Origin of the sequence: Actinomadura rubrobrunea NBRC 15275, from assembly GCF_001552235.1 — a bacterium.
Lineage (GTDB): Bacteria > Actinomycetota > Actinomycetes > Streptosporangiales > Streptosporangiaceae > Spirillospora > Spirillospora viridilutea.
In genome coordinates this window covers 25,760-50,906 of sequence record NZ_BCQU01000046.1, presented here as the reverse complement: position 1 = coordinate 50,906, position 25,147 = coordinate 25,760, and the positions used below count along the sequence as shown (strand labels likewise).

Genomic DNA, 25,147 nt, shown 5'->3' with positions numbered 1-25,147 from the left:
ACGCCGCGGCCTCGGCGCCGGCCCGCGGGCCGGCGCGCCGCGCGGCGGGATCAGGGGAAGCGGGCGTAGGCGGGGGTGGTCAGGAACTCGGCGTACTCGTCGGCCAGGGTGACCTCCTTGAACAGCGCGACGGCCTGCTCGTAGCGCGGCTCGTCGTACGCCCCGCCCAGCTCCTTGCGGATCTTGGCGAGCTCCTCGTCCATGATCCGCTCCACCAGCTCGCGGGTGACCTTCTGCCCGTCGCTCAGCTGGACGCCGTGGCGCATCCACTGCCAGACCTGCGACCGGGAGATCTCCGCGGTCGCCGCGTCCTCCATGAGGTTGTGGATCGCCACCGCGCCCGAGCCGGCCAGCCAGGTCGCCAGGTAGCGCAGCGCCACGTCGATGTTGTTGCGCAGCCCCGCCTCGGTGATCTCACCGGGCGTGGCGCTGAAGTTCAGCAGGTCGGCGGCGGTCACGTGGACGTCCTCGCGCAGCCGGTCCAGCTGGTTGGGCTTGTCGCCGAGCACGCCGTCGAAGACCTCGCGGCAGACCGGCACCAGGTCCGGGTGCGCCACCCACGAGCCGTCGAAGCCGTCGTCGGACTCGCGCGTCTTGTCGGCCCGCACCTTCTCCAGCGCGACCTTGTTGACCTCGGGGTCCTTGCGGGACGGGATGAACGCCGCCATGCCGCCGATGGCGTGCGCGCCGCGCTTGTGGCAGGTGCGCACCAGCAGCTCGGTGTAGGCACGCATGAACGGCGCGGTCATGGTGATCGCGTTGCGCTCCGGCAGGACGAAGTCGCCGCCGCGGTCGCGGAACTTCTTGATGATCGAGAACAGGTAGTCCCAGCGGCCGGCGTTCAGCCCGGCCGAGTGCTCGCGCAGCTCGTAGAGGATCTCCTCCATCTCGAACGCCGCCGGGATCGTCTCGATCAGCACGGTGGCGCGGATGGTGCCGCGCGGGATGTCCAGGAGGTCCTGGGCAAGGTTGAAGGCGTCGTTCCAGAGCCGCGCCTCCAGATGGCTCTCCATCTTCGGCAGGTAGAAGTAGGGGCCCTTGCCCTTGTCCAGCTGCCGCCGCCCGCAGTGGAACAGGTACAGCCCGAAGTCGAACAGCGAGGCCGACATCGGCTTGCCGTCCACCAGGACGTGCTTCTCCTCCATGTGCCAGCCGCGCGGGCGGACCACGATCGTGGCCAGCTCCTCGTCGGGCTTGAGCGCGTAGCTCTTGCCGGTGGTCGGGTCGGTGAAGTCGATGGTCCGGTCGAGGGCGTCGCGCAGGTTCAGCTGCCCCTCGATCATGTTGGTCCACAGCGGCGTGTTGGCGTCCTCGAAGTCGGCCAGCCACACCTTGGCGCCGGAGTTCAGCGCGTTGATCGTCATCTTCCGGTCGGTGGGGCCGGTGATCTCGACCCGGCGGTCCACCAGGCCGGGCGCGGGCGGGGCGACCCGCCAGGAGGGGTCCTCGCGGACGTGCGCGGTCTCGGGGAGGAAGTCCAGCGTCCCGCCCGCCGACAGCCGCTCCTGGCGTTCGGCGCGCGCCCGCAGCAGCTCCTCGCGCCGCGCGCCGAACTCGCGCTGGAGCGCGGCCAGCAGGCCCAGCGCGCCGGGCGTGAGGATCTCGTCGTAGCGGTCGTTCAGGGGCCCGGTGACCTCGATGCCCTCCGGCACCTCGGGTGCAGCCATCGTCTGCCCTTCTTTCGTATCGTGAAAACTCACTTCTGTTATGTGGAGAAAGCTACTCGTCCGTTCAGTTGCCGGTCAAAGGGGGCGGCTGGACACGCCCTTACCCGCTGCGTCCCCTCGCCACCATCGGTCACGCGGTGTTCGCGGACGGGCGAGGACGGCGAGGGTGAAGGAGCGCCGCCCGACGGCGGCGGCCGGATAGGGGCGCGCGAGGTGGGGATGCCCGCGGCGTGGGAATAATCGAGTGACCCGGGGACCGCTTCGTGAGACGATCGCCGGGAAGAAGCGGCCGCTCAGCGGCGTTCTACAGAGGACATATGACGCACTCTTTCTCTGAAGACCACCAGCCTCGGACCCCGGCCCCGTTCGACGACGAGCCGATGACCGGGGACCTCGATCTGGAGGACCGCCGGGCGCTGCGGCGCGTGGCGGGACTGTCCACCGAACTCACCGACGTCACCGAGGTCGAGTACCGCGCCCTGCGGCTCGAACGCGTCGTGCTCATCGGCGTGTGGACCGACGGCACCGCCGAGGCGGCCGAGAACTCGCTGCGCGAGCTGGCGCTGCTGGCCGAGACCGCAGGTTCGCAGGTGCTCGAGGGCATGATCCAGCGGCGCAGCAGGCCCGACCCGGCGAGCTTCATCGGCGCGGGCAAGGCCGCCGAACTGCGCGACGTGGTGATCGCGACCGGCGCCGACACCGTCATCTGCGACGGCGAGCTGTCCCCGAGCCAGCTGCGGCACCTGGAGGAGACCGTCGGGGTCAAGGTCATCGACCGGACCGCGCTGATCCTGGACATCTTCGCCCAGCACGCCAAGAGCCGCGAGGGCAAGGCGCAGGTCGAGCTGGCCCAGCTGGAGTACCTGCTGCCGCGGCTGCGCGGCTGGGGCGGCAACCTGTCCCGGCAGGTCGGCGGACGCGCCGCGGGCGGCGTGGGCATCGGCGGCCGCGGCCCCGGCGAGACCAAGATCGAGCTGGACCGGCGCCGCATCCGCGCGCGCATGGCCAAGCTGCGCCGCCAGATCGCCGAGATGGCCAAGTCGCGCGACACCAAGCGCGGCGAGCGGCGTCGCAACGAGGTGCCCGCCGTGGCCATCGCCGGCTACACCAACGCCGGCAAGTCGTCGCTGCTCAACCGGCTCACCGGCGCCGGGGTGCTGGTGGAGGACGCGCTGTTCGCCACCCTCGACCCCACGGTGCGGCGCGCGCGGACGCCCGGCGGCCGCACCTACACGCTGGCCGACACGGTCGGGTTCGTCCGGCACCTGCCGCACCAGCTCGTCGAGGCGTTCCGCTCCACCCTGGAGGAGGTCGCCGACGCCGACCTGATCCTGCACGTGGTGGACGGCTCCGACGCCGAGCCCGAGGCGCAGATCGACGCGGTCCGCGAGGTGCTGCGCGAGATCGGCGCCGACCGCATCCCGGAGCTCGTCGTGATCAACAAGGCGGACGCCGCCGACGACCTCACCCTGGCCCGGCTGCGCCGCCGCGAGCCGCACAGCGTCGTCGTCTCCGCCCGCACCGGCGCCGGGATCGACGAGCTGCGCGCCGCGATCGAGGTCCGGCTGCCCAAGCTGGACCGCGAGCTGCGGGTCCTCGTGCCGTACGACCGCGGCGACCTGGTCGCCCAGGTCCACAGGCGGGGCGAGGTGCTCAAGCAGGAGCACACCGCCGAGGGCACCGTCCTGCACGCCCGCGTCCCGGTCGACCTGGCCGCCGAACTGGCGCGCTTCGAGGAGCTGGCGCCGACCCCGTGACGCCGTGACCCCGTGAGGGACGCCGTGCCGGACGGACGCGCCGCCCTGGCGTCGAGGGCGGCTGTCCGGAAATGGCGGGTAACGAATTTCTCGTTTCGGCGGATGGACGAGACGGGGATGCGGTACCTTGTCCGCAGGCAGCGTCGTGAGCCGCGCCGGCGGCGGACGCCTCCATAGTCGTTCCGTAATATCGGCTTCGTGGCGGCCGAATCGGGGTCGTCTGGTCGCCGAACGGTGACAGGTTCGCCAATCCGCTTGACGGTTCCGCCGAACCCCGTACCGTCGTATCACTAGGGGCTGGTGAGGCGTCGATGCGGTGCGGACAGGTATTGCATGGCTTATCGGGCGATATGCGAATTTTGTCCGGTTATCGGACCTCGGTGAGCCGTCCGCGCGTCCGCCTCGCGCCGCCCCCGGCCCGTCGCCTCTCCCCGGGAACCCGCGCCGCGACGTCGGCGGCGGCCACCCGGTGGTTGTCGGCCGGGCCGTCAGTGCACTACCGTGACGAAACCGATATCTGCGGTCTCGTTGCTCATGGCGATCGACCGATCGCCCAACCCTCCAGCGGTGAGTCGCCGGCACCCAGTCGGCGTTTCGGATCGAGAGCAGGTGGCCTTCTCCATGGCGTCCCGTTCCGCGCCGGACGGCGCGATACCCCCTCCGGGTCGGTGACCCGATGACGGTTCGGCTGTTGACGAACATCGGCAGGCTCTGGACGGGCACCGACGTCTGCAGCAACGCCGCCGTTCTCATCCACGACGACCGGATCGTGTGGGCAGGCCCGGCGGCCGACCTGCCCCAGAGCGTGCCCGGCGTCATCGACGACATCGTGGACGTCGACCATGTGGAGAACCTCGGCGGCGGCCTGGTCACACCCGGGCTGATCGACGCCCACTCGCACCCCGTCTACGCGGGCAACCGCTGGGCCGAGCTGGCCATGCGCACCAGCGGCTCGTCCCATTCGGCGATCGCGGCGGCGGGCGGCGGGGTCAACTCCACGGTCACCGTGACCCGCGGCACCGACCCCTGGACGCTGTGCAACGGCGTCCGCGAGCGGCTGCGCCAGTGGATCCTCGCGGGCACCACCACCGTCGAGGCCAAGACCGGCTACCACCTCACCCGCGACGGCGAACTGGCCGACATCCGGATGCTGCGCTCGCTGGAGGGCGAGCCGTCCATGCCGCGCATCCACGCCACGTTCCTCGCCGCGCACATCCTGCCGCCGGAGTTCTTCGGCCGCCGCCGGGACTACATCGACGCCGTCCGGCTGTGGGCCGCCGACGCCGCCGCGGCGGGCGCCGACAGCCTCGACGTCTACTGCGACGAGGGCCACTTCACCGCCGACGAGGCCCGCATCCTGCTGCTCACCGGCAAGCGCGCCGGCCTCAAGGCCCGCATGCACGCCTGCGCCAACGAGCGCATCGGCGCCGCGCAGGTCGCCGCCGAGGTCGGCTGCGCCTCCGCCGACCTGCTCAACCACGCCAGCGACGACGACATCAAGGCCCTCGCGCACGCCGGGGTCACCGCCACCGTCTGCCCGGGCAGCTCGCTCAACACCTCGCGTCCCCCGGCGCCGGTCCGCGCCATGCTGGACCGCGGCGTCACCGTCGCCCTCGGCACCGACCACAACCCCGGCCAGTGCGGGATCACCTCGATGCCGCTGGTCATCGGCCTGGCCGTGGCGATGTACGGGCTCAGCGTCACCGAGGCCCTGCGCGCCGCCACCCTCGGCGGCGCGGCCGCGCTGCGCCTCGGCGACCGCGGATCCCTGGCCCCGGGGATGCTGGCCGACATCGTCCTGTGGGACGCCGACCACGAGGGCGCCTTCGCCTGGGCCTTCGGGCTGCGCGCCCTGCGCGTGTGGAGGGGCGGCGTCCCCGTCCAGTCCTGAACGCGCGGGGACGCGCCGCCGCGTCGCGCGCTCCTGCCGCCGGAGCGCGCCGGGCGCGCCCGGCGGGGGAGTCACGCCGTGGACCTCATGCTGCCCGACCTGAGCCCGCGGTTGCAGGCCGACCACGGCATGTTCTCACCCGACCGCGTCGACGCAGGCATGCGCATTCTGCTGGAATCCGCGCCTCCCAGCGGCCGGCCGTTCGACATCGGCTTCATCCTGTGCCGCGGGCCGGGGGACTACTGCCGTACGCGCCCGCCGTAACACGCGGAAACATGCGCGCCACACCGCCGAACGGACCAGAGGAGTAGCCTCGCCCCATGGCCAGTGCGGTTGCGGTCGTCACAGACTCCACTGCCTACCTCCCCCCGGGGCTCGCCGAACGCCAGGGCATCACCGTCGTGCCGCTGCAGGTCGTCATCGGCGGCACGGTGCGGGACGAAGGGCAGATCACCACCGCCGAGACGGCACGGGCTCTCAAGGAGTGGCACCCCGTCACCACGTCCCGCCCGTCGCCCGAACGCTTCGCGCACGCGTTCAAGGCCGCCGCCGGGGGCGGGGCGCGGGCCGTCGTCTCCGTCCACCTGTCCGCGGCCATGTCCGGCACCGTGGAGGCCGCGCGGCTGGCCGCCGAGGACGCCCCCGTGCCCGTCCGCGTCGTCGACACCGGCGCCATCGGCCTCGGCCTCGGCTTCGCCGCCCTGTCGGCCGCCGCGGCCGCGCAGCGCGGTGCCGACGCCGACGAGGTCGCGGACGCAGCCAGCCGCCGCGCCCGCCTGTCCCGCTCCCTGTTCTACGTCGACACCCTGGAGCACCTGCGCCGCGGCGGCCGCATCGGCGCCGCCGCCACCCTGCTCGGCTCGGCCCTCATGGTCAAACCTCTGCTGGGCATCGTGGACGGCCGCATCGTCCCCGTGGAGAAGGTGCGCACCGCGTCCCGGGCGGTCGCCCGCCTGGAGGAGCTGGCCGTCGACTTCGCCGGCGACCGCCCCGTCGACGTCGGCGTCCAGCACCTGTCCGCCGCGCACCGCGCGGAGGCCCTCGCCGCCCGCCTGCGCGACCGCATCCCACGGGTCGGGGACGTCCACGTCGGCGAGGTCGGTCCCGTGATCGGCGCCCACGTCGGCCCCGGCATGCTCGGCGTGGTCATCGCCCCGCACCTCTGACGGCGAGTTGTCCACAATTCGCGCGAGGTCTGTGGCGGCGTCCGCCGCGCACTTAACGTCAGACCTCATGAGCGACCTGTCACCTCCACCCGCCGCGTACTCGCGCTCCTCCCCGCGTCGCCCCGCCGACCGTCCCTCCGTCACGTCGGCAGGGCAGAGGACGAACGCACGCGTCGTGTCCGCGGGCCGCACGACGGCGCAGGGGCGTCCTGACCGACGCGAAGCGCCCTCTGCCGACGTCCCTGTCAACGGTGATGCGACGGCCAGGGGAGCGACGGTGGAAGACGCGCAGGCGACACCGCCGCGGCAGCCGGATGAGGCCGTGGCGGCCGGTGCCGCGACCCGCGTCTCGCGGATACTGGGGGCCGCGCGTCCCAAGGCCGAAGCGCCGCGGGCCCGCCCCGAAGACGCCATGGGCGGAAGACGGATCGCCGACGTGCTGGGACGTCTCGATCCCGGCGCGGGAGGTCTTCGCGCGCTCGTCGTGGTCGGGCTGGTCGCGGCGCTCGTCGGCGCGGGATACCTCTGGATGGCGCGCCCGCGCCCGATCGCGGAGGCCGGGGCGCAGCCGACGCTGGTCGCGGGCTCCGCACCGTCCGCCGCGGCCTCCGGACAGGGCGGCCCGGTGATGGTGCACGTGTACGGCAAGGTCAGGCGGCCCGGCGTGGTCACCCTGCCCGGCGGGTCCAGGGTGGCGGACGCGATCAACGCTGCGGGGGGAGTGCGGCGCGGTGCCGGCACGGGGACGCTGAACCTCGCCCGCAAGCTCGTGGACGGCGAGCAGATCGCCGTCGGGGTGCGCGCGCCGTCCGCCGTTCCGGCGCCGAACGCCTCGCCCGGGGCGTCCTCCGCCGCCGGGGCGCCGCTCGACCTCAACACGGCGACCGTGGAGCAGCTGGACCGGCTTCCCGGGGTCGGTCCCGTCCTCGCCCAACGCATCGTGGACTATCGCACCCGGCACGGCGGGTTCCGGTCCGTCGAGCAGCTCCGGGAGGTCTCCGGGATCGGCGAGCGGCGCTTCGCCGACCTCAGGAGCATGGTCCGCGTATGACCCCGCGGCAGGGCCATGACCTGCGGCTGGTCGCTCCGGCGATCGCCGCCTGGACCGCCGCGGCGATCGCGATCGGCGCCGGACGGGCGGCCGCGTACGGCATCGCCGGCGCCGCCGTCGCCGCGATCGCGTTCGTCCGTCGACGAGGCGACGCGGGCCGCTGGTGCACGCTGGCGTTGACCTGCGCCGCGGCGTCGGCCGTCGGCGTGGGCCTGCGGGCCGCGGCCGTCGAATCCGGCCCGGTGCGGGACCTCGCCCGGTCGGGAGGCCATGCCACGGTCGAGGCGGTCGTGACGGCCGACCCCGAGTGGGGGTCCGGACGGCGGTTCCTCCTCGTGCGAATGCGCGCCCAGACCGTCGACGCGCGGGGACGGCGGACGAGGGTGCGCGTACCGATTCTGGCGATGGCGTTCGATCGGCGCTGGAGCGGCCTGCTGCCCGGCCAGCGGGTGCGGTTCACCGGCCGGTTCGCCCCGCCGCGACGCGCCGAGCTGCTGGCCGCCGTGGTCGTGGTACGCGGCCCGCCGACCGTGCTGGGGCCCGCCTCGGCCGTCCAGCGGGCCGCCGAGCATGTGCGGGGGAGGCTGCGCCTGGCCGTGGCCCGGCTGCCGAGCGACCAGCGCGGCGTCCTGCCGGGCATGGTCGTGGGCGACACCTCCCGGCTCGACGCGCGGCTCGCCGACGACTTCCGGACCGCCGGGCTCACCCACCTGCTCGTGGTGTCCGGGTCGAACCTGGCGATCGTGGTCGGCGCGGTGCTGGGCCTGTGCCGGCTGGTCGGGCTGGGGCACCGCGGCACGCCGCTGGTCGCGGCCCTGGCCGTACCGGTGTTCGTGGTCGTCGCCCGTCCGGAGCCCAGCGTGCTGCGCGCCACGGTCATGGGGCTGATCGGCCTGCTGGCGCTGGCCGTCGGGCGACGGCGGCAAGGGCTGCCCGCGCTGTGCGCCGCGGTGCTGCTGCTCATACTGATCGACCCGGCGCTCGCCCGCTCGTACGGGTTCGCGCTGTCGGTGCTGGCGACGGCCGGGCTGCTGATCCTCGCCCCGCCCTGGCGGGAGCGGCTGCGGCGCCGCCTTCCGGGGCCGCTGGCCGACGCCGTGGCCGTCGCGGCGGCCGCCCAGGTCGCCGTCGCACCGGTCCTCGTGATGCTGTCCGGCGAGGTCGGCGTGGTGGCCGTCCTGGCGAACCTGCTCGCGGCCCCCGCGGTGGCGCCCGCCACGCTGCTCGGCGCCGCCGCGGCTCTGGTCGCGCTGGTCTGGCCGCAGGCGGCCCAGGTCGTCGCGTGGCCCGCGGGCTTGGCGGTCGGCTGGATCATCTGGGTCGCGCGGACGGCGGCGGACCTGCCGTACGCGACCATCCCCTGGCGGGCGGGCGGCCTGGGCGCGTTGTCGCTGCTCGCCGCGGGCGGTTGTGCCGCGCTGATCCTGCGGTTTCGCCGCATCCGGCTCGTCGCGGCGGCGGCCATGGCGGGCCTGCTGGTCGCGGTCGTCGTACTGCGCGTCCTGTCGCCGGGCTGGCCCCCGCAGGGTTGGATGATGGTCGCCTGCGACGTCGGTCAGGGAGACGCCATCGTGCTGTCGGCGGCGCCCGGCCGCGCCGTCGTGGTGGACACCGGCCCTGAGCCCCGCCCCGTGGACGCCTGCCTGGACCGTCTCGGCATCCGCGAAGTCCCGCTGCTCGTCCTCACCCACCCTCACGCCGATCACGTCAACGGCATCGACGGCGTCCTGGACGGCCGCAGGCTGCACACAGTGCTGACGACGCCCCTCGGCACGGGCCGCGAGGCCCGTCCCGCCCTCACCCCGGCAGCACAGGCGCCCCGCGCCGCAAATCCAGGCGCCCCGACACCTGCCCTTAACCCACCACCGCATTCGACGCTCACCGCCCAGACGGCCGACCACCTCAAGGACGCCGTTCCGCAGCCCCCACCCCGCCTTGCGACGGGCACGACCACCTGCCCACAACGCGGCGCTGCGGTTTATGCGGTAGAGGCGACCGCCACCATGGCGTCGCCGGCGGGGTTCACCCCGGCCGCCTCCGGTCTTCGTGCGCCGTCGGTGGTGCGGTCAGGTGATGGGAGCGGGGCCGTGCTGCGGCCTGCGGCGGCCGGACAGCGTTGGCAGATCGACGGGCTGACCCTGACGGTGCTGGGGCCCGACGGTACCGGCCCCAAGCTGACCTCGCAGGACGACGGCTCGGCCGTCAACAACGCCAGTGTCGTGCTCGTGGCTCAGCGCCAAGGGTTCAGCGCCCTGCTCGCCGGAGACATCGAACCCGAGGCCCAGCGCGCCCTCCAGGGCGTCGTGCCGCCGGTGCAGGTGCTCAAGGTGCCGCACCACGGGTCCCGCAAGCAGGAGCCGAACTTCCTCGCCGCGACGCGCGCCGCCATTTCGGTCATCTCCGTCGGACGCGGCAACGACTACGGCCACCCGTCCACGGCCACCACGGAGATGCTGCGCCGACTGGGCATGCGCGTCCACCGCACCGACCAGGACGGAGACATCGCCGTCGTCCGCACCGCCTCCGGCGGCCTCGCCGTGGTGACTCGCCGCTGACGGTCACTCAAGATCGCAGCTACATTCCCGCGTCGTGCGGGCGGTGGGTGCGGTGGTGTGTCGCACACCGGCGCTGCACTGAAGGTGCGGAACGCGCTGCGCGACCTTCACCTCGTCACCGAGCCGTTCACCCGACTTCAACTGGTACTTCGGCCTACGAGGACGCTCTGGGAGGTGCACGGCGTTGTGGTGCGGCCGACGTCCTTGGCGGGGGAGGAGCGTGAGAGTGGCGTCGGCCTGTGTCGTACGGCTGTCGCGTCGGTGCGGGGGTTCGGGGTTTGGCGGGGGTGGCGTGGGGAGGGGGCGGGGCGTGGCATGCTGCTGGGGTGTCGGCTGAAGCCCTGAATCTGATCGTCGGAGACGAAGAGCTGCTCGTGGAGCGGGCGGTCGGCGAGATCGTGGCGCAGGCGCGGGCCGCCGATCCGGAGGTCGAGGTGATCGACCTGGTGCCGGGCGCGCTGGAGCCGGGGCGGCTGGCCGAGCTGACCTCGCCGTCGCTGTTCGGCGGCGGCAAGGTGCTGGTGCTGCGCTCCGCCCAGGATCTCGGCAAGGACCTGATCGCGGAGGTCCTCGACTATGCCAAGCGGCCCGCCGAGGACGTCGTGCTGGCGGCCGTGCACCACGGCGGGGCCAAGGGCAAGGCGCTGGTGGAGGGGCTCACCAAGCTCAAGGCCCGCAAGATCGCCTGCCCGAAGATCACCAAGATGGGGGACCGGATCGCGTTCGTCCGCGAGGAGATCCGGCGGTCGGGCGGCAAGGTGTCGCAGGACGCGGCGCGCTCCCTGATCGACGCCGTCGGCACCGACCTGCGGGAGCTGGCCGCGGCGTGCAGCCAGCTCGTCGCCGACACCGGCGGCAAGGTGGACGACGCGGCCGTCGCGCGCTACTACCGGGGGCGCGCCGAGGTCAGCGGTTTCACCGTGGCCGACAAGGCGATCGAGGGGCAGCTCGCCGACGCGCTGGAGCAGCTGCGCTGGGCCCTGGCCACCGGCGTCGCGCCGGTGCTGATCGTCAGCGCGCTCGCCCAGGGCGTGCGGGGGCTGGCCAAGGTCGGCGGGGCGCCCCGGGGCGCGCGGGGCGCGGCGCTGGCCAAGGAGCTCGGCATGCCGCCGTGGAAGATCGAGCGCGTGCAGCGGCAGCTGCGCGGCTGGTCCGGCAACGGCGTGGCGCGCGCGCTCAGCGTGGTCGCCGAGGCCGACGCGCAGGTCAAGGGCGGCGCGGCCGACCCGGTCTACGCCCTGGAGAAGGCCGTCGCCGACATCGTCGCCGCCCGCGCGATCCGCTGACCGTTCAGTCGGGGAAGGTCAGGTATTCGGGCGGAACGGCGTCGACGAGCCAGACGCCGTTGGGCGTCACGCGGAACTCGTGGCCGTCGGCGGCCATGCGGGCGGCGTCGACGACGAGGACGACGGGGCGGCCGCGGCGGGAGCCGACGCGTTCGGCGGTCGCGCGGTCGGGGGACAGGTGGACGGCGTGCCGCCTCATGCGGCGCAGGCCGTCACGGCGGATGGCGGCGACGAACCGGGGCGCCGTGCCGTGGTACAGGCGCGGCGGCGGGGGCGTGACCGGAAGATCGAGGTCGACGTCGACCGAATGACCCTGGTGGGCGCGGATGCGGCGGCCGGTGTCGTCGAAGGCGTACCGCCGCTTGTCGTTGACGGCCACCACGTGCTCGAGCTCGGCGCGGGTGACGGGGAAGCCGTGGCGGGCGGCGGCCGACAGCAGCTCGTCGACGTCCACCCAGCCGTGCCGGTCCAGGGTGATCCCGATGTCCTCGGGGCGGTGCCGCAGATGGCGGGCCAGGTACTTGGAGATCTCGACGGTGCGGCGTTCGTCCACGGTCGTCACGACGCCGCGGCCCGGCGCGGACCGCGGCGTCGCACAGGCACGGAAGCTACTTGGCGGAGGCCTGCAGGGCGGCGGCCTGCTTGGCGATCGCCGACTTGCGGTTGGCGGCCTGGTTCTTGTGGATGACGCCCTTGCTGACGGCCTTGTCCAGCTTGCGAGCGGCGTGCCGCTGCAGCGCGATCGCCTTCTCGACGTCGCCGGCCTCGGCGGCCTCGCGGAACTTGCGGATCGCCGTCTTCAGCTCGGACTTGACGGCCTTGTTGCGCAGGCGGCGCTTCTCGTTCTGCTTGTTCCGCTTGATCTGGGACTTGATGTTAGCCACGTCGTAGTGCCTCAGCTTGGTTGCGATGCTTCGCCTGCCCATGTCAAACGGACAGGCTCCGACGAAAGGGTTGGACGGGGGCGACGGTGCCCCAGGGCACGACGCTACGCCACACGCAGTCGCACAGCTTATCAATCAGCGCCGTCCCCCCAAAACCGAGCGCGGCCCGGTGCACCGAGCACGCCGCCCGGCATGGGACCATGGAATACGGCATCATCTGCCGCATCCATGTCCACCAGTGAGCTTGCGAACGGACGCCGGTGCCTGAGCCGAACAAGACCGATCCCGCGATCATCCGGAACTTCTGCATCATCGCGCACATCGACCACGGCAAGTCGACGCTCGCCGACCGCATGCTGCAGCTGACCGGGGTGGTCGAGGAGCGCCAGATGCGCGCCCAGTACCTGGACCGCATGGACATCGAGCGCGAGCGCGGCATCACGATCAAGAGCCAGGCGGTCCGGCTGCCGTGGACCGGCCCCGACGGCCGCGACTACGTCCTCAACCTCATCGACACCCCCGGCCACGTGGACTTCTCCTACGAGGTGTCCCGGTCGCTGGCGGCGTGCGAGGGCGCCGTGCTGCTGGTCGACGCGGCGCAGGGGATCGAGGCGCAGACGCTGGCCAACCTGTACCTGGCGCTGGAGGCCGATCTGCACCTGATCCCGGTGCTCAACAAGATCGACCTGCCCGCGGCCCAGCCCGACCGGTACGCCGAGGAGCTCGCGGGGATCATCGGCTGCGACCCGTCCGACGTGCTGCGGGTCAGCGGCAAGACCGGCGAGGGCGTGCCCGAGCTGCTCAACCGGATCGTGGAGACGGTGCCGGCGCCGGTCGGGGACCCCGACGGCCCGGCCCGGGCGCTGATCTTCGACTCGGTGTACGACACCTACCGCGGCGTGGTCACGTACGTGCGGATCGTCGACGGGCACCTGTCGCGGCGCGAGAAGAGCCTGATGATGTCGACCGGCGCGGCGCACGAGACCCTGGAGGTCGGGGTGATCTCGCCCGAGCCCAAGCCGGTGGAGGGGCTCGGCGTCGGCGAGGTCGGCTACCTGATCACCGGGGTGAAGGACGTGCGGCAGGCGCGCGTCGGCGACACCGTCACCACGGCGTCCAACCCGGCCCCCGAGCCGCTGGGCGGGTACCAGGACCCCAAGCCGATGGTGTACTCCGGGCTGTATCCGGTGGACGGCGACCAGTACCCCGAGCTGCGCGACGCCCTGGACAAGCTGCGCCTCAACGACGCCGCGCTGATCTACGAGCCGGAGACCTCGGCCGCGCTGGGCTTCGGGTTCCGCTGCGGCTTCCTGGGCCTGCTGCACATGGAGATCGTCCGGGAGCGGCTGGAGCGCGAGTTCGACCTGTCGCTGATCGCCACGGCGCCCAACGTGATCTACCGCGTGGTGATGGAGAACGGCGCCGAGCACGTGGTCACCAACCCCAGCGAGTTCCCCGAGGGCAAGGTCAAGTCGGTGTACGAGCCGGTGGTGCGGGCCACGATCCTCACCCCGAGCGAGCACATCGGCGCGATCATGGAGCTGTGCCAGGGGCGGCGCGGCACCCTGCAGGGGATGGACTACCTGTCGGAGAACCGGGTCGAGATCCGCTACACGCTGCCCCTCGCCGAGATCATCTTCGACTTCTTCGACCAGCTGAAGTCGCGCACCCGCGGCTACGCCTCGCTGGACTACGAGCCGAGCGGGGAGCAGGAGGCCGACCTGGTCAAGGTGGACATCCTGCTGCAGGGCGAGTCGGTGGACGCGTTCAGCCAGATCGTGCACCGCGACAAGGCCCGCGAGTACGGGGTCATGATGACCGGCAAGCTCAAGGAGCTCATCCCGCGGCAGCAGTTCGAGGTGCCGATCCAGGCGGCGATCGGCTCCCGCATCATCGCCCGCGAGAACATCCGCGCCATCCGCAAGGACGTGCTCGCCAAGTGCTACGGCGGCGACATCTCCCGTAAGCGCAAGCTGCTGGAGAAGCAGAAGGAAGGCAAGAAGCGGATGAAGACGATCGGCCGCGTCGACGTCCCGCAGGAGGCCTTCGTCGCCGCCCTGTCCACGGGCGAGTCGTCGTCCGACAAGGGCAAGAAGTAGGCGGACGCGAGCGCCGTGCCCCTCCCCGCGGGGAAAGGGGCGGGCGCGGCGTGCCCTGCGCCCGGTGCCCCGCAGGTCCCGACGCGAGGCTCAACGCCCAGATTCCTTCATGGAATCGCGTCAAAATGGCAAAGCGGTGGTGACGGAGTGTTCACGCAAAGACACTGGGCGTTGTGACCCATACGTTGCTGCATCAGGTCCTCGTCTCCGACCTGGTGGTCCCGATCGGACTCGCGGAGACGGAGGACCAGGAGTCGCTCACGGGGTTCGGCGCCCGGCTGGCGGACGACACCTGGCTGCGCTCCGACCTGATGGTGTTCCGCAAGGAGCAGGCCAGGGACGGTCTGTGGTACATCGACGGCGGGCCGCTGCTGGCCGTCGAGGTCGCCTCGGACGCCTCCCGCAGGGCCGACCTCGGCCGCAAGAAGGAGCTGTACGAGCGGTTCGGGGTGCCGTCGTACTGGGTGGTCGACCTCAGAGAGGACGAACCCGAGGTCCAGGTGTTCGAGCTCGACGACCACGGCCGGTACGTCGAGCGGGCCCGTGTGACACGGGGCCGGACCTGCAGGTTGACCCGGCCGTTCCCCATCGAGCTCGCCCCCGACGCCATCTTCGACCGGCTGCCGCGCCGACCCGCCCCGAGGAGGAGAGCCACCGTGTCCGACCAGGCAGGAACGCACCGCTCCGGCCCCGATCTGCCGCACTGCGAGGAGCCGATCCTCGTCGACGCCTTCGGCCACCGCTGGCCGACGGGCGCCGAGAAGGTGGAGCTGTGGGACGGCTGCCCCGTGTTCTACGGAGAGTGGGACGAACGGGACGTCGAGATCGCCCAGCGCGCCTACCCGGGGCGCGTCGTCCGCCTGGACCAACCGCCCGGCGAACCCGGCACCATGACGGTCCTGCCCGGGCCCGGCACCGTGCCGCACCCCCGCGGCCACGGCTGAGCGCACGGCAGGACGGCCGAGCCCCCGCGGCCGAAGCCCGCAGCACCGGCCGCGGGGGCGTCCGGGCCGCTTCCCCGGTCGGCCCTCGATGCTTGATCGGCGCCTACTTGAGCAGGGGCCAGGCGACGAACGGCGGCACGCGGCGGAACTCGCCGCGGTTGGCGGCGCGCGCCGCGTACACCAGGAACACGACCGTGACGGCGGTGAAGGCCAGCGGCACCCAGATCAGCGCGTCGACCGCCAGCGACAGCAGCCCCACGACCAGCCAGACGGCGAGGGCCGCGAGAGCCATGTTGAGGGCCTGCGCGGCGTGCCGCCGGACGAACGGGGAGCGGCCCTTGCCGACGAGGACGACCAGCGGCGCGATCCCGCCGACCAGGAACTGGCCCACGTAGGCCATCAGCGCCCAGTTCTTGTCGTCGGGGCCGACCGGGCCCTGAGGGAAGCCGTGGTGGCCCGGCATCGCGCCGGGCGGGACGGGATGGCGGCCGTAGCCGGGAGACGGCGGAGGCCCGTAGGCCATGGCGGGAGTCCTCTCCGAATCCGCGTGCGTGCTCTTGGCGAAACCGTGTGACCCTTTTGACGCCGCGAGCGCCCGCGGGGTTCCTTCCCGCCCCCGTCCCGCCGCGGTCGGCCGGTGCGCACCGCCGGGTCAGGGCCGCCAGAGCACGGCCGTCGGGGCGGCCTGCGTCACGGTGACCGACCCGGTCCACCGGACGGCGGACGCGCCGGGCAGGTAGGAGCGGTTGAGGAAGAACCCCCGGTTGATCGCGGTGACGGTGGCGGGCGCGCCGTTGTCGCCGGCCCCGACCGGCTGCCGGATCGCCTCGATGGAGGCGATGTCGTCGACCGTCGCGCCGGCGGGCAGCTCCACGGTCGTGGCGGCGGCGCCGTCGCGCTCCACCGACCAGGACGGCCGACCGTGGTCGGAGCGGTACAGCACCGACGGGTCGCGCTTGAGCCGCACGCCCAGCGACACCCCGGGCGCGGAGCCGGCGCCGGAGGGGGCGCCGGTCTGCTTGACGAACTCGGCGAACAGGTAGGTGCGCTGGTCGCCGACCTCCGGGGTGGCCGGGTCGGACGGGTGCTCGATGCGGCCCTCGCGGACCATCTCCTGCGCCATGACCCGGTACGTCCAGGGCTCCCGGTCCATGACGGCCTCGCGGGCGCGGCCGGCGGGCAGGGCGCCGGAGACGTCGGGCAGGAACCGCAGCGCCGCGTCGGGCGTGATCGTGTCGCACACCATGTTGTTGTCGGTGCAGGTCTGCAGGACGGGGTGGTCGCCCTCGTACCGGCCGCGGAACGGCAGCGTCCGGTGCTCCGGGCCCTGGTAGGCGCCGGTGCCGTCTACCCGCCGGCCCTTCTCGTCGACCTCGACCCGGTAGACCCATTCGATGTCGGTGGTGCGGCCCCAGCGGGCCATGAGGGCGGGGGTGTCGGTGCCGCCGTCCTCGTTGCTCCACACCAGCGAGTACTCCAGGACGCGGTGTCCCGGGACGGACGCGGCACGCGACTCGTGCCAGGCGACCAGCGGGGTGTCGGTGCGGGCGTTCTGGTAGGCGTCGCCGAGCTCCGGCAGGGCGCGTCCGACGATGATCGGGGCGTGCCGCAGGACGGTTTGGTCGGCGCCCGCGCGCGGCACGCGCACTCGGGGGTGCAGCAGCGTGACGGTCCGCGCGGCGGGGGCGCTGCCGCGTCCGAAACGCAGCGTCACGCGGTGCCGCCCGGCCGTGACCCGGCCGAGGCCGAGGCTGCGCGGGGTGGGGTCGGCGGACGGGACGACCACGTCGGTGACGTGCCGACCGTCCACGGACACCGACACCACGGCGGCTTCGGCGCCCGTGCGGTCCCAGGACACGCCGGGGGCGACGGCGCTGAAGCCGATCACGGCTTCGCCGCCCCGGGCGGCGGTGAACGTCAGGGAGCGGGCGGGACCGCCCCGGCGGACGGTGATGGCTGCGGACGCCGAGGCCGAGGCGGCCGGGACGGCAGTCAGCGCGGCGCCGACCAGGACGGCGGCGCCGGTGAGACCGGCGGCGAGACACACGCGGCTGTTCATGACCGGGGACGGTAAGCGGCGCGCGTTGCCTTTCGGTGAAGGGCCGGTCCCGCGAGGATGTCGGGCTCGTTGAGACCGGTTCCGGCCAATGCGCGGACGCGTCGCCACGACAGGGCGCCCGGTGCGCTCAGCGGCAGCCGCTGAAGAGGAGAGGGTCCCGGAGGGCGGCGCCGGCGAACCGTTCGCCCTCCCCCGCGCACGGATAGAGGGTCAGGCCCAGCGCGGGCAGGACGTGCAGGCCGCTTCGGACCACCACCTCGTGGCCGAGGTCGCGGAACAGGGTGACGACGTCGCGGGCGGGTTCGTCGAGCAGGTCGATGCCGTCGAGACGGACCCGCAGCTCGGGATTGCCGCCCCACCCGTGGCGGCGCTCGCCGTGGATCTCGCCGATCCGCTCCACGCCGTCGTGGCCGCGCTTGGTGGACAGCGAGAGGCTGCCGCGGCCGACGCGCACGCTGCGCGTCCCGTCCCAGCCGCACACGAACGAGGGGACGGGCGCGGGGGTGCGGCAGCGTTCGGCCACGGCGGTCAGCGTCGCCCAGGCGTCCTGCGCGGTCGTGGTGAACAGCAAAGTGGCGTCCGGCAGCAGGGCGCCGCGGCCCGGCTGCAGCGTCACCACGAACGGCGGCACCCGCCCCGGGAACCGCGCGGGATCGGGCTCGCGGAGCGTGACCAGCCCTTCCCAGGCGACCGGCTCGTCCACCGCGAACCAGGTGACCTGGGCCTCGACGCCCAGTTCGGCGAACGTCCGGTCGGTCAGCGCCTCGTCGACGCGCAGCCGCAGCGCGCTCGCCGTCTCGGCCAGGCGACGCGCCCACCACGCCGGCTCGGGGTCGTCGCGGCCGCCCGCGCTCCACACGACGCCGGGCCCGCCCAGGTCGGCGTGCTCCTCCGTCCCGTCCTCGTCGACGACCACCGAGCGCCATCCGTCCGAATCCCCCCGCAGCAGCACCCGGACCGGCACCCGGCCCCGCCTCGTCGCCCCGTGGTCGCGCACGCGCCGACTCTATCCAGGGTGATCGCGTCGCGGCTCCGCATCCGCCGACCTCGCCGCCGGCACGACACGGCGGCGATCCCCGGGCGGGCGTCGTCCGGTCGGTAGGGTCGGGGGACCGGCCGACCGGCGGCGTGGGACGACAAGGGAGGGCGCGCCGTGACCCACTCCGAACACGTGACGTTGTCTCCGGAGGAGCGGGAGACGGTGCACGGCGCCGTGCGGGCGCTGCGGGCCGCCGCTCCCCACGGGTGGGAGCACATGGAGTTCGTGTTCCGCGCCACCGTCGGCATCGACAGCTCGACGCTGCAGGTCGTCGACGCCGACGGCGACGTCCGGCCGACCACGGTGCCCGGGCAGGCCGCCGACAAGATGGACGACCTGCGGCGGCTGATGTACCGCGAGGGCGAGGGCGCGTGGTTCACCGCGCGCCTGCGGGTCGAGCGGTCCGGCCGGTTCAGCGCGGAGTTCGACTACGACGGCGAGCCCGACTTCCACCCGCCGCTGACCGCCGACGCCTACGCGCTGGACCTCGAACGCTTCCCTCGCTCCGCGGAGCACGTGCCCGACTGGCTGCGCGCGAGGCTCGCCGCCGAGTGACCCCGGGCCCGGGCACGGCGTGGACGGCGGCAGACTGGAGGGGTGCCCGCTGCCCTGCCCGACGGCGACCCCGTACCCGCCGACGGGGCGCTGCCCGAACGCGCCCTCGACGGCTTGGGGACGCGCCCCTTCGCGTTCTACGTGCACGTGCCGTTCTGCGTGACGCGCTGCGGCTACTGCGACTTCAACACCTACACCGCCGCCGAACTGGGGCCGGGCGCGAGCCGCGACACGTACGCGGACACGGCGATCGCCGAGATCCGGATGGCGCGCCGCGTCCTCGGCGCGCAGGCGGAGCTGCCCGTGGCGACGGTCTTCGTCGGCGGGGGCACGCCCACGCTGCTGGCGCCGGACGATCTGGGCCGCGTCCTCGGCGTGATCGACGCCGAGTTCGGGCTGGCCCCGGACGCCGAGGTCACCACGGAGGCCAATCCGGAGTCGGTGGACGAGGCGTATCTCGGCAAGCTCCGCGAGGCCGGGTTCACGCGCGTCTCGTTCGGCATGCAGAGCGCGCGCGAGCACGTGCTGGCCGCCCTGGACCGCGTCCACACTCCCGGGCGGATCTTTCAGGTGGTGGACTGGGCGCGCAGGGCCGGGTTCGACCACGTCAACCTGGACCTGATCTACGGCGCACCGGGGGAGAGCGACGACGACTGGCGGGCGTCCCTGGAGGCGGCTTTGGAGGCCGGGCCGGACCACGTCTCCGCCTACGCGCTCATCGTCGAGGAGGGCACCCGCCTGGCCGCGCGGGTGCGCCGGGGGGAACTGGAGCCGCCGGACGACGACGTCATGGCCGACCGCTACCTCATGGCAGAGGAGACGCTGAGCGCGCACGGTCTGCGCTGGTACGAGATCTCCAACTGGGCGGCGTCCCCCGACGCCCGCTGCCGCCACAACATGCTCTATTGGACGGGTGCCGATTGGTGGGGCGTGGGGCCGGGCGCGCACAGCCACGTGGGGGGAACCCGGTGGTGGAACGTCAAGCACCCCGCCGCCTACGCGGCGCGGCTGGCCGAGGGCGTCACCCCGGCGCACGCCCGCGAGGTCCTGGACGACGCGGACCGGCGCATCGAGCGGATCATGCTGGAGCTCCGGCTCGCCGACGGCTGCCCGGCCGACCTCCTGGACGACGGGGCGGTCCGCCGCCTGATCGACGACGGCCTGATCGAGCCGGAGCCCTACCGGCGCGGCCGCGCGGTGCTGACCCTGCGCGGCCGCCTGCTGGCCGACGCCGTCGTCCGCGACCTGACCTGACGGCGGCCCCGGCGGGGCCGCCCCGCAGCGTCCGCAGCGCGCCGTCCGCAGCGCGCCGTCCGCGGCCGGTCAGCGGATCATGGGCCAGGCCATGAACGAGGGGAAGCGGTACCACTCGCCGCGGTTCGCGGCGACCGCGGCCATGATCAGCAGCACCAGCTGCGCGACGGCCTGCGCGATCATCGTGAAGATCCCGATGATCAGGAAGATCAGCAGGATGTTGATCACCAGGTAGACGAGCTGCGTGATCGCGAAGTTGAGGCCCTGGGCGCCGTGGTGCCGCAGGAACGGCGACTCGTCCTTCTTGATCAGGAAGACCAGCAGCGGCGCGACGACGCCGACGAGGAGCTGGCCGAGGTGGGTCAGCATCGCCCACGTCCGCTCGTCCTGGGTCGCCTGCCATGGCGCGTAGCCCTGCCCGCCGTAGGGCTGCAGCTGCCCGCCGTACGCCCCGTAAGCGGCGGCCTGCCCGTACACGTCGTATCCCGGTTGACCGTAGGCGTCGTATCCCGGCTGGCCGTACGGCGCCTGGCCGTAGCCCTGGGACCCGTATCCGGGCTGTCCGTACCCGGGCGGCGGCTGTTGTCCGTACCCGGGCTGCTGCCCGTATCCGGGCTGTTGGCCGTATCCCGGCTGGTCGGAGTACCCGTGGGTCATGGCCTGCTCCTCGTGGTCGCCTGTGGTGGGGCTGCGGGGCTGCAATGAAGAAACCGCCTGAGCAGGCCGTCCAACGGCCTCAGGCGCTAGGAGTGGTCGGGGGCCGTCACGAAGTCGATGAGCTCTTCGACGCGCCCGAGCAGCTCGGGTTCCAGGTCCGTGTAGGAGGACACCGATCCGAGTATTCGCCGCCATCCTTCGCCCACGTCGTCCCCCCAACCCAGAGCGGCGAGCACGCCTTGTTTCCAGGGTACGCCGCGAGGGACGTCCGGCCAGGCCTCGATTCCCACGGCGCGGGGCTTGACGGCCTGCCAGATGTCGACGAACGGATGGCCGGTCACCAGGACGTGCGGCGACCGCACCTGCGCGGCGATCCTGCTCTCCTTGGACCCCTCCACCAGGTGGTCGACGAGGACGCCCAGGCGGCGCCCCGGTCCGGGCGCGAACTCCGCCACGATGGCGGGCAGGTCGTCCACGCCTTCCAGGTATTCGACGACCACGCCCTCCACCCGGAGGTCGTGACCCCAGATCTTCTCCACCAGCTCCGCGTCGTGCACGCCCTCCACGTAGATGCGGCTCTCCTTGGCCACGCGCGCCCGCAGGCCGGGCACGGCGATCGACCCCGACGCCGAACGCGCCGGGCCGCGGCCGCCGGGGGCCCGCGCCGGCCGGACGAGCGTGACGGGCTCGCCGTCCAGCAGGAACCCCGCCTGGGTCAGCGGGAACACCCGGCGCTTGCCGAACCGGTCCTCCAGGGTCACCCCGAACTTGTCGCAGCCCACCACGGCGCCGCAGAAGCCGCTGTCGGGGTCCTCCACGACGAGGCCGCGCTCGGCCGGGATCTCACGGATCCGCCCCTTGCGGGGCCGCCGCCAGTCACCTGCGAGGACGTCGTTTCCGTAGTCCTTACTCCGCACGGGTCCGCACATTAATCCCGCCGATCGCCCCCGCCCTGTCCGCGCAGGTCCCTCGGCGTGGCGCGGCCCGGGGCGCGGCGGTCCGCGGGCCGCCAGACACCGAGGACGCCAGATTTCGGGCCACGCCGTACACTCCAGTCGGTGTCCGCCTGGCCGTACACTTGGCACTCGGAAGTATGGAGTGCCAGTACGGGGGCAGGGGAGGTGACCACGTGCTCGACGATCGGAAGCTGGCGGTACTACGGGCCATTGTCGAGGACTACGTCTCCACCAACGAACCGGTCGGGTCCAAGTCGCTGGCCGATCGGCACAACCTCGGAGTGTCCCCGGCGACGATCCGCAACGACATGGCCGTGCTGGAGGAGCAGGGGTACATCACCCAGCCGCACACCAGCGCGGGCCGCGTGCCCACCGACAAGGGCTACCGGCTCTTCGTCGACCGGCTGTCCACGATCAAGCCGTTGTCGGCGGCCGAGCGGCGCGCCATCGAGACCTTCCTCAGCGGCGCCTACGACCTCGACGACGTGGTCAGCCGGACCGTCCGGCTGCTGGCCCAGCTGACCCGCCAGGTCGCCGTGGTCCAGTACCCGTCGCTGACCCGCTCCACCGTGCGGCACGTGGAACTGGTCCCCGTGGCCACGCACCGGCTGCTGCTGGTGCTGATCACCAACACCGGCCGGGTCGAGCAGCGCGTGATCGAGACGCCGCGCGAGGTCTCCGACGAGACCGTGCACCATCTGCGGGCGCTGCTCAACACGTGCCTGGACGGCTGCGGCCTGGGCGAGGTGCCGAACGCCGTCGCCGACCTGCCGGAGAAGGTGGACGCGGACGACCGGCCGATCGCCGCGGCGGTACTGTCGGTACTGCTGGAGTCGCTCGTCGAGAAGCACGACGAGAAGGTCGTGTTCGGCGGCGCCGCCAACCTGGCCGCCGTGGACTTCTCGCAGAGCCTGCGCGAGGTCCTGGAGGCCCTGGAGGAGCAGGTGGTGCTGATGCGCCTGCTCGGCGAGGTCGGCGAGTCCTCGTCGTCTGTTACGGTGCGGATCGGCACGGAGAACCCCGACGAGGGGCTGCGCTTCACCTCGGTGGTCGCGGCCGACTACGGCGTCGGGGACAAGACGCTGGCCCGGCTCGGAGTGCTCGGGCCGACACGCATGGACTACCCCAGCACGATGGGAGCGGTACGCGCAGTGGCACGCTACGTTGGACAGATCCTGGCGGGGTCGTAAGTGGCCAACGATTACTACGCGACCCTGGGAGTCCGCCGCGACGCGAGCCCGGACGAGATCAAGAAGGCGTACCGGCGGCTCGCCCGCGAGCTGCACCCGGACGTCAACCCCGATCCGGAGACCCAGGAGCGCTTCAAGGAGATCACCCAGGCGTACGAGGTGCTCTCCGACCCCAAGAAGCGGGAGATGTACGACCTGGGCGTGGACCCGTTCGCGTCCGCGGCCTCCGGCGGAGGCGGCGGGGCGGGGCCGTTCGGCGGCGCCGGCTTCCCGTTCAGCGACATCATGGACGCCTTCTTCGGCACGGCGTCCTCCCGCGGCCCGCGCACCCGCGCCCGGCGCGGCCGCAACGCCACGCTGCGGGTCGAGCTGGACCTCGCCGAGACCGCCTTCGGCACCACGCGCGAGCTGACCATCGACACCGCCGTGGTGTGCGCCACGTGCGAGGGCTCGGGCTGCGCGCCCGGCACCCAGCCGGAGACCTGCGACACCTGCATGGGCCGCGGCGAGGTGCAGCAGGTGCAGCGCTCGTTCCTCGGGCAGGTGATGACGTCGCGCCCGTGCCCGCGCTGCGGCGGCTTCGGCAGCGTGATCCGCACTCCGTGCCCGGAGTGCTCGGGCGACGGGCGGGTCCGCACCCGCCGCACCGTCAAGGTCAAGATCCCCGCGGGCGTGGAGAACGGCATCCACATCCAGCTCGCCGGGGAGGGCGAGGTCGGCCCGGGCGGCGGCCCGCCCGGCGACCTGTTCCTGGAGATCGTCGAGAAGCCGCACCCGATCTTCGAACGGGAGGGCGACGACCTCCACTGCACCGTGCAGATCCCGATGACGGCGGCGGCCCTGGGCACCACCGTCACCATCGACACCCTGGACGGCACCGAAGAGGTCGACATCCGGCCCGGCACGCAGTCCGGCCAGGTCATCACCCTGTACGGGCGCGGCGTGCGGCACCTCAACGAGAGCGGCCGCGGCGACCTGATCATCCACGTCAACGTGGAGACGCCGACCAAGCTCGACGACGAGCAGGAAGAGCTGCTGCGCCGCCTGGCCAAGCTGCGCGGCGAGGAGCGGCCGCCCGGCAAGTTCGCCCCGGGGCAGCGCAGCGTGTTCTCGCGCCTGCGGGACGTGTTCAACCAGTAGATCGAGCAGCAGAGCCGCGGTCATCGTGTCCCCTCCGGTCTTCCTGGCCGAGTCCTCCGCGTTGGAGGGCGACCGCGTGCTGCTCGACGGCCCGGAGGGGCGGCACGCCGCCGTGGTGCGGCGGCTGCGGCCCGGCGAGCGGGTCGACCTGACCGACGGCGCGGGGCTGCTGGCCGAGTGCGTGGTGGCCGCCGCCGACCGCGCGTCCCTGACCCTGGACGTGCTGGCCCGCCGCCGCCACGAGCCCCCTCAGCCGCGTCTGGTGGTCGTCCAGGCCCTGCCCAAGGGCGACCGGGGCGAGCTCGCGGTGGAGACGATGACCGAGGCGGGCGTGGACGAGATCGTCCCGTGGTCGGCGGCCCGGTGCGTCACGCAGTGGCGCCCGGACCGCCGCGACAAGGCCCTGGGGCGCTGGCGCACCGCCGCCCGGGAGGCCGCCAAGCAGTCCCGCCGCTGCTGGCTGCCGGAGGTGCCGCCGCTGGCGGCCACCGCCGACATCGAGGCCCGCGTCGCCGCCGCGGCCTGCGCCGTCGTCCTGCACGAAGAGGCCGACGAGCCGCTCAGCGCCCTGCGGCCGCCGGGCCGCGGCGACATCGTGGTGATCGTGGGTCCGGAGGGGGGCGTCACCCCCGAGGAGCTCGACCGCTTCGCCGCCGCCGGGGCGCGTCCGGTGCGCCTCGGCCCGACCGTTCTGCGCACCTCCACGGCGGGCGTGGCCGCCGCCGCCGTGCTGCTGGCCGCCACCGGCCGCTGGTAGCCCGCGTGCCGCTTGTCTGCGGCGTCCGCTCGAGGCGCCGCGCGTCACCGCCCCCAGGCTTCGGCCCGCCCGGAACGCACCGTCCGGGGACCGGCGTCGCTGACGCCCGGCCCGCCCTCCGCGCGTCCGCGCATCCCGCGGCCGTTCTCGAGGCCGGGACCGATCCCGCCTCCCCGCCGGCCCCGCGGCGAGCCGTCCCAGGGCACGCGAAAAGACCCCTTCGAAGGGAGGGGTCGCGGC

Annotated in this window: 22 protein-coding genes; 14 read left to right on the top strand and 8 right to left on the bottom strand. The window is 73.3% G+C overall.

Features of this window, described 5'->3' with window-relative positions; translation table 11 throughout:
* Positions 1-50: 50 nt before the first annotated feature.
* Positions 51-1,667 (bottom strand): malate synthase A, encoded by a 1,617-nt coding sequence (gene aceB / locus AR3_RS16090; RefSeq protein ID WP_067915023.1) that lies wholly within the window; start codon positions 1,665-1,667, stop codon positions 51-53.
* Between the two features lie 317 nt (positions 1,668-1,984).
* Here aceB and hflX point away from each other — a divergent pair, with 317 nt between their 5' ends.
* The 7 genes from hflX (at position 1,985) to holA (ending at position 11,373) form a co-directional block, all read left to right on the top strand.
* Complete coding sequence (gene hflX / locus AR3_RS16085) at positions 1,985-3,424, top strand: GTPase HflX (protein WP_067915022.1); 1,440 nt, start codon at positions 1,985-1,987, stop codon at positions 3,422-3,424.
* 676 nt (positions 3,425-4,100) lie between these two features.
* Complete coding sequence (gene hutI, locus AR3_RS16080; protein ID WP_067915021.1) at positions 4,101-5,315, top strand: imidazolonepropionase; 1,215 nt, start codon at positions 4,101-4,103, stop codon at positions 5,313-5,315.
* Positions 5,316-5,393: 78 nt separating this feature from the next.
* Positions 5,394-5,579, top strand: coding sequence for a class I SAM-dependent methyltransferase (locus AR3_RS32945; RefSeq protein WP_067915020.1), 186 nt, complete (start codon positions 5,394-5,396; stop codon positions 5,577-5,579).
* 56 nt (positions 5,580-5,635) lie between these two features.
* Positions 5,636-6,481 carry a DegV family protein gene (locus AR3_RS16070; protein WP_067915019.1) on the top strand — a complete coding sequence of 282 codons (846 nt, stop codon included), beginning with the start codon at positions 5,636-5,638 and terminating at the stop codon, positions 6,479-6,481.
* A 277-nt stretch (positions 6,482-6,758) separates the two neighbouring features.
* Positions 6,759-7,532, top strand: a complete 774-nt coding sequence (locus AR3_RS31760) for a ComEA family DNA-binding protein (protein ID WP_227023174.1) — start codon at positions 6,759-6,761, stop codon at positions 7,530-7,532.
* Positions 7,529-10,087: a ComEC/Rec2 family competence protein gene (locus AR3_RS16060; protein ID WP_067915018.1), complete on the top strand. Its 2,559-nt coding sequence runs from the start codon at positions 7,529-7,531 to the stop codon at positions 10,085-10,087. Before AR3_RS31760 ends, AR3_RS16060 begins: the two co-directional genes overlap by 4 nt.
* Before the next feature lie 326 nt (positions 10,088-10,413).
* The gene (gene holA / locus AR3_RS16055; protein WP_067915017.1) at positions 10,414-11,373 is read left to right on the top strand and encodes a DNA polymerase III subunit delta; all 960 of its coding nucleotides are present in this window, start codon (positions 10,414-10,416) and stop codon (positions 11,371-11,373) included.
* Positions 11,374-11,377: 4 nt separating this feature from the next.
* Here holA and AR3_RS16050 read toward each other — a convergent pair whose 3' ends face one another.
* The gene (locus AR3_RS16050; protein WP_067915027.1) at positions 11,378-11,926 is read right to left on the bottom strand and encodes an RNA 2'-phosphotransferase; all 549 of its coding nucleotides are present in this window, start codon (positions 11,924-11,926) and stop codon (positions 11,378-11,380) included.
* Positions 11,927-11,981: 55 nt separating this feature from the next.
* Positions 11,982-12,257, bottom strand: coding sequence for a 30S ribosomal protein S20 (gene rpsT, locus AR3_RS16045; protein WP_067915026.1), 276 nt, complete (start codon positions 12,255-12,257; stop codon positions 11,982-11,984).
* 260 nt (positions 12,258-12,517) lie between these two features.
* On the opposite strand from rpsT, the gene lepA reads away from it, so the two are divergent.
* Both lepA and AR3_RS31755 read left to right on the top strand, forming a co-directional pair.
* Positions 12,518-14,356 carry a translation elongation factor 4 gene (gene lepA / locus AR3_RS16040; protein ID WP_067915016.1) on the top strand — a complete coding sequence of 613 codons (1,839 nt, stop codon included), beginning with the start codon at positions 12,518-12,520 and terminating at the stop codon, positions 14,354-14,356.
* 173 nt (positions 14,357-14,529) lie between these two features.
* Positions 14,530-15,300 (top strand): Uma2 family endonuclease, encoded by a 771-nt coding sequence (locus tag AR3_RS31755; protein ID WP_217998579.1) that lies wholly within the window; start codon positions 14,530-14,532, stop codon positions 15,298-15,300.
* 103 nt (positions 15,301-15,403) lie between these two features.
* Here the strand turns inward: AR3_RS31755 and AR3_RS16030 are convergent, their stop codons facing one another.
* The 3 genes from AR3_RS16030 to AR3_RS16020 form a co-directional block, all read right to left on the bottom strand.
* Positions 15,404-15,823, bottom strand: a complete 420-nt coding sequence (locus tag AR3_RS16030) for a magnetosome magnetite crystal formation protein family (protein WP_067915014.1) — start codon at positions 15,821-15,823, stop codon at positions 15,404-15,406.
* A gap of 129 nt (positions 15,824-15,952) precedes the next feature.
* Positions 15,953-17,359 carry a hypothetical protein gene (locus AR3_RS16025; RefSeq protein WP_067915013.1) on the bottom strand — a complete coding sequence of 469 codons (1,407 nt, stop codon included), beginning with the start codon at positions 17,357-17,359 and terminating at the stop codon, positions 15,953-15,955.
* 127 nt (positions 17,360-17,486) lie between these two features.
* Positions 17,487-18,356 carry a hypothetical protein gene (locus AR3_RS16020; RefSeq protein WP_067915012.1) on the bottom strand — a complete coding sequence of 290 codons (870 nt, stop codon included), beginning with the start codon at positions 18,354-18,356 and terminating at the stop codon, positions 17,487-17,489.
* A 156-nt stretch (positions 18,357-18,512) separates the two neighbouring features.
* On the opposite strand from AR3_RS16020, the gene AR3_RS16015 reads away from it, so the two are divergent.
* Together AR3_RS16015 and hemW are read left to right on the top strand one after the other, a co-directional pair.
* On the top strand, positions 18,513-18,953 hold the full coding sequence (locus tag AR3_RS16015; protein ID WP_067915011.1) for an antitoxin YezG family protein: 441 nt from the start codon (positions 18,513-18,515) through the stop codon (positions 18,951-18,953).
* Between the two features lie 42 nt (positions 18,954-18,995).
* The gene (gene hemW / locus AR3_RS16010) at positions 18,996-20,207 is read left to right on the top strand and encodes a radical SAM family heme chaperone HemW (RefSeq protein ID WP_067915010.1); all 1,212 of its coding nucleotides are present in this window, start codon (positions 18,996-18,998) and stop codon (positions 20,205-20,207) included.
* A gap of 69 nt (positions 20,208-20,276) precedes the next feature.
* Here hemW and AR3_RS16005 read toward each other — a convergent pair whose 3' ends face one another.
* Positions 20,277-20,864, bottom strand: coding sequence for a DUF4870 domain-containing protein (locus AR3_RS16005; RefSeq protein WP_067915009.1), 588 nt, complete (start codon positions 20,862-20,864; stop codon positions 20,277-20,279).
* Between the two features lie 86 nt (positions 20,865-20,950).
* Positions 20,951-21,793: a DUF3097 domain-containing protein gene (locus AR3_RS16000; protein WP_067915008.1), complete on the bottom strand. Its 843-nt coding sequence runs from the start codon at positions 21,791-21,793 to the stop codon at positions 20,951-20,953.
* Between the two features lie 200 nt (positions 21,794-21,993).
* Between AR3_RS16000 and hrcA the strand changes: the two genes are divergently transcribed.
* The 3 genes from hrcA to AR3_RS15985 are packed head-to-tail and all read left to right on the top strand — an operon-like array spanning position 21,994 to position 24,907.
* On the top strand, positions 21,994-23,010 hold the full coding sequence (gene hrcA / locus AR3_RS15995) for a heat-inducible transcriptional repressor HrcA (protein ID WP_067915007.1): 1,017 nt from the start codon (positions 21,994-21,996) through the stop codon (positions 23,008-23,010).
* Positions 23,011-24,150 (top strand): molecular chaperone DnaJ, encoded by a 1,140-nt coding sequence (gene dnaJ / locus AR3_RS15990; RefSeq protein WP_067915006.1) that lies wholly within the window; start codon positions 23,011-23,013, stop codon positions 24,148-24,150. It begins immediately after the preceding gene.
* A gap of 25 nt (positions 24,151-24,175) precedes the next feature.
* Positions 24,176-24,907: a 16S rRNA (uracil(1498)-N(3))-methyltransferase gene (locus AR3_RS15985; protein ID WP_067915005.1), complete on the top strand. Its 732-nt coding sequence runs from the start codon at positions 24,176-24,178 to the stop codon at positions 24,905-24,907.
* The last annotated feature ends 240 nt before the right edge of the window (positions 24,908-25,147 follow it).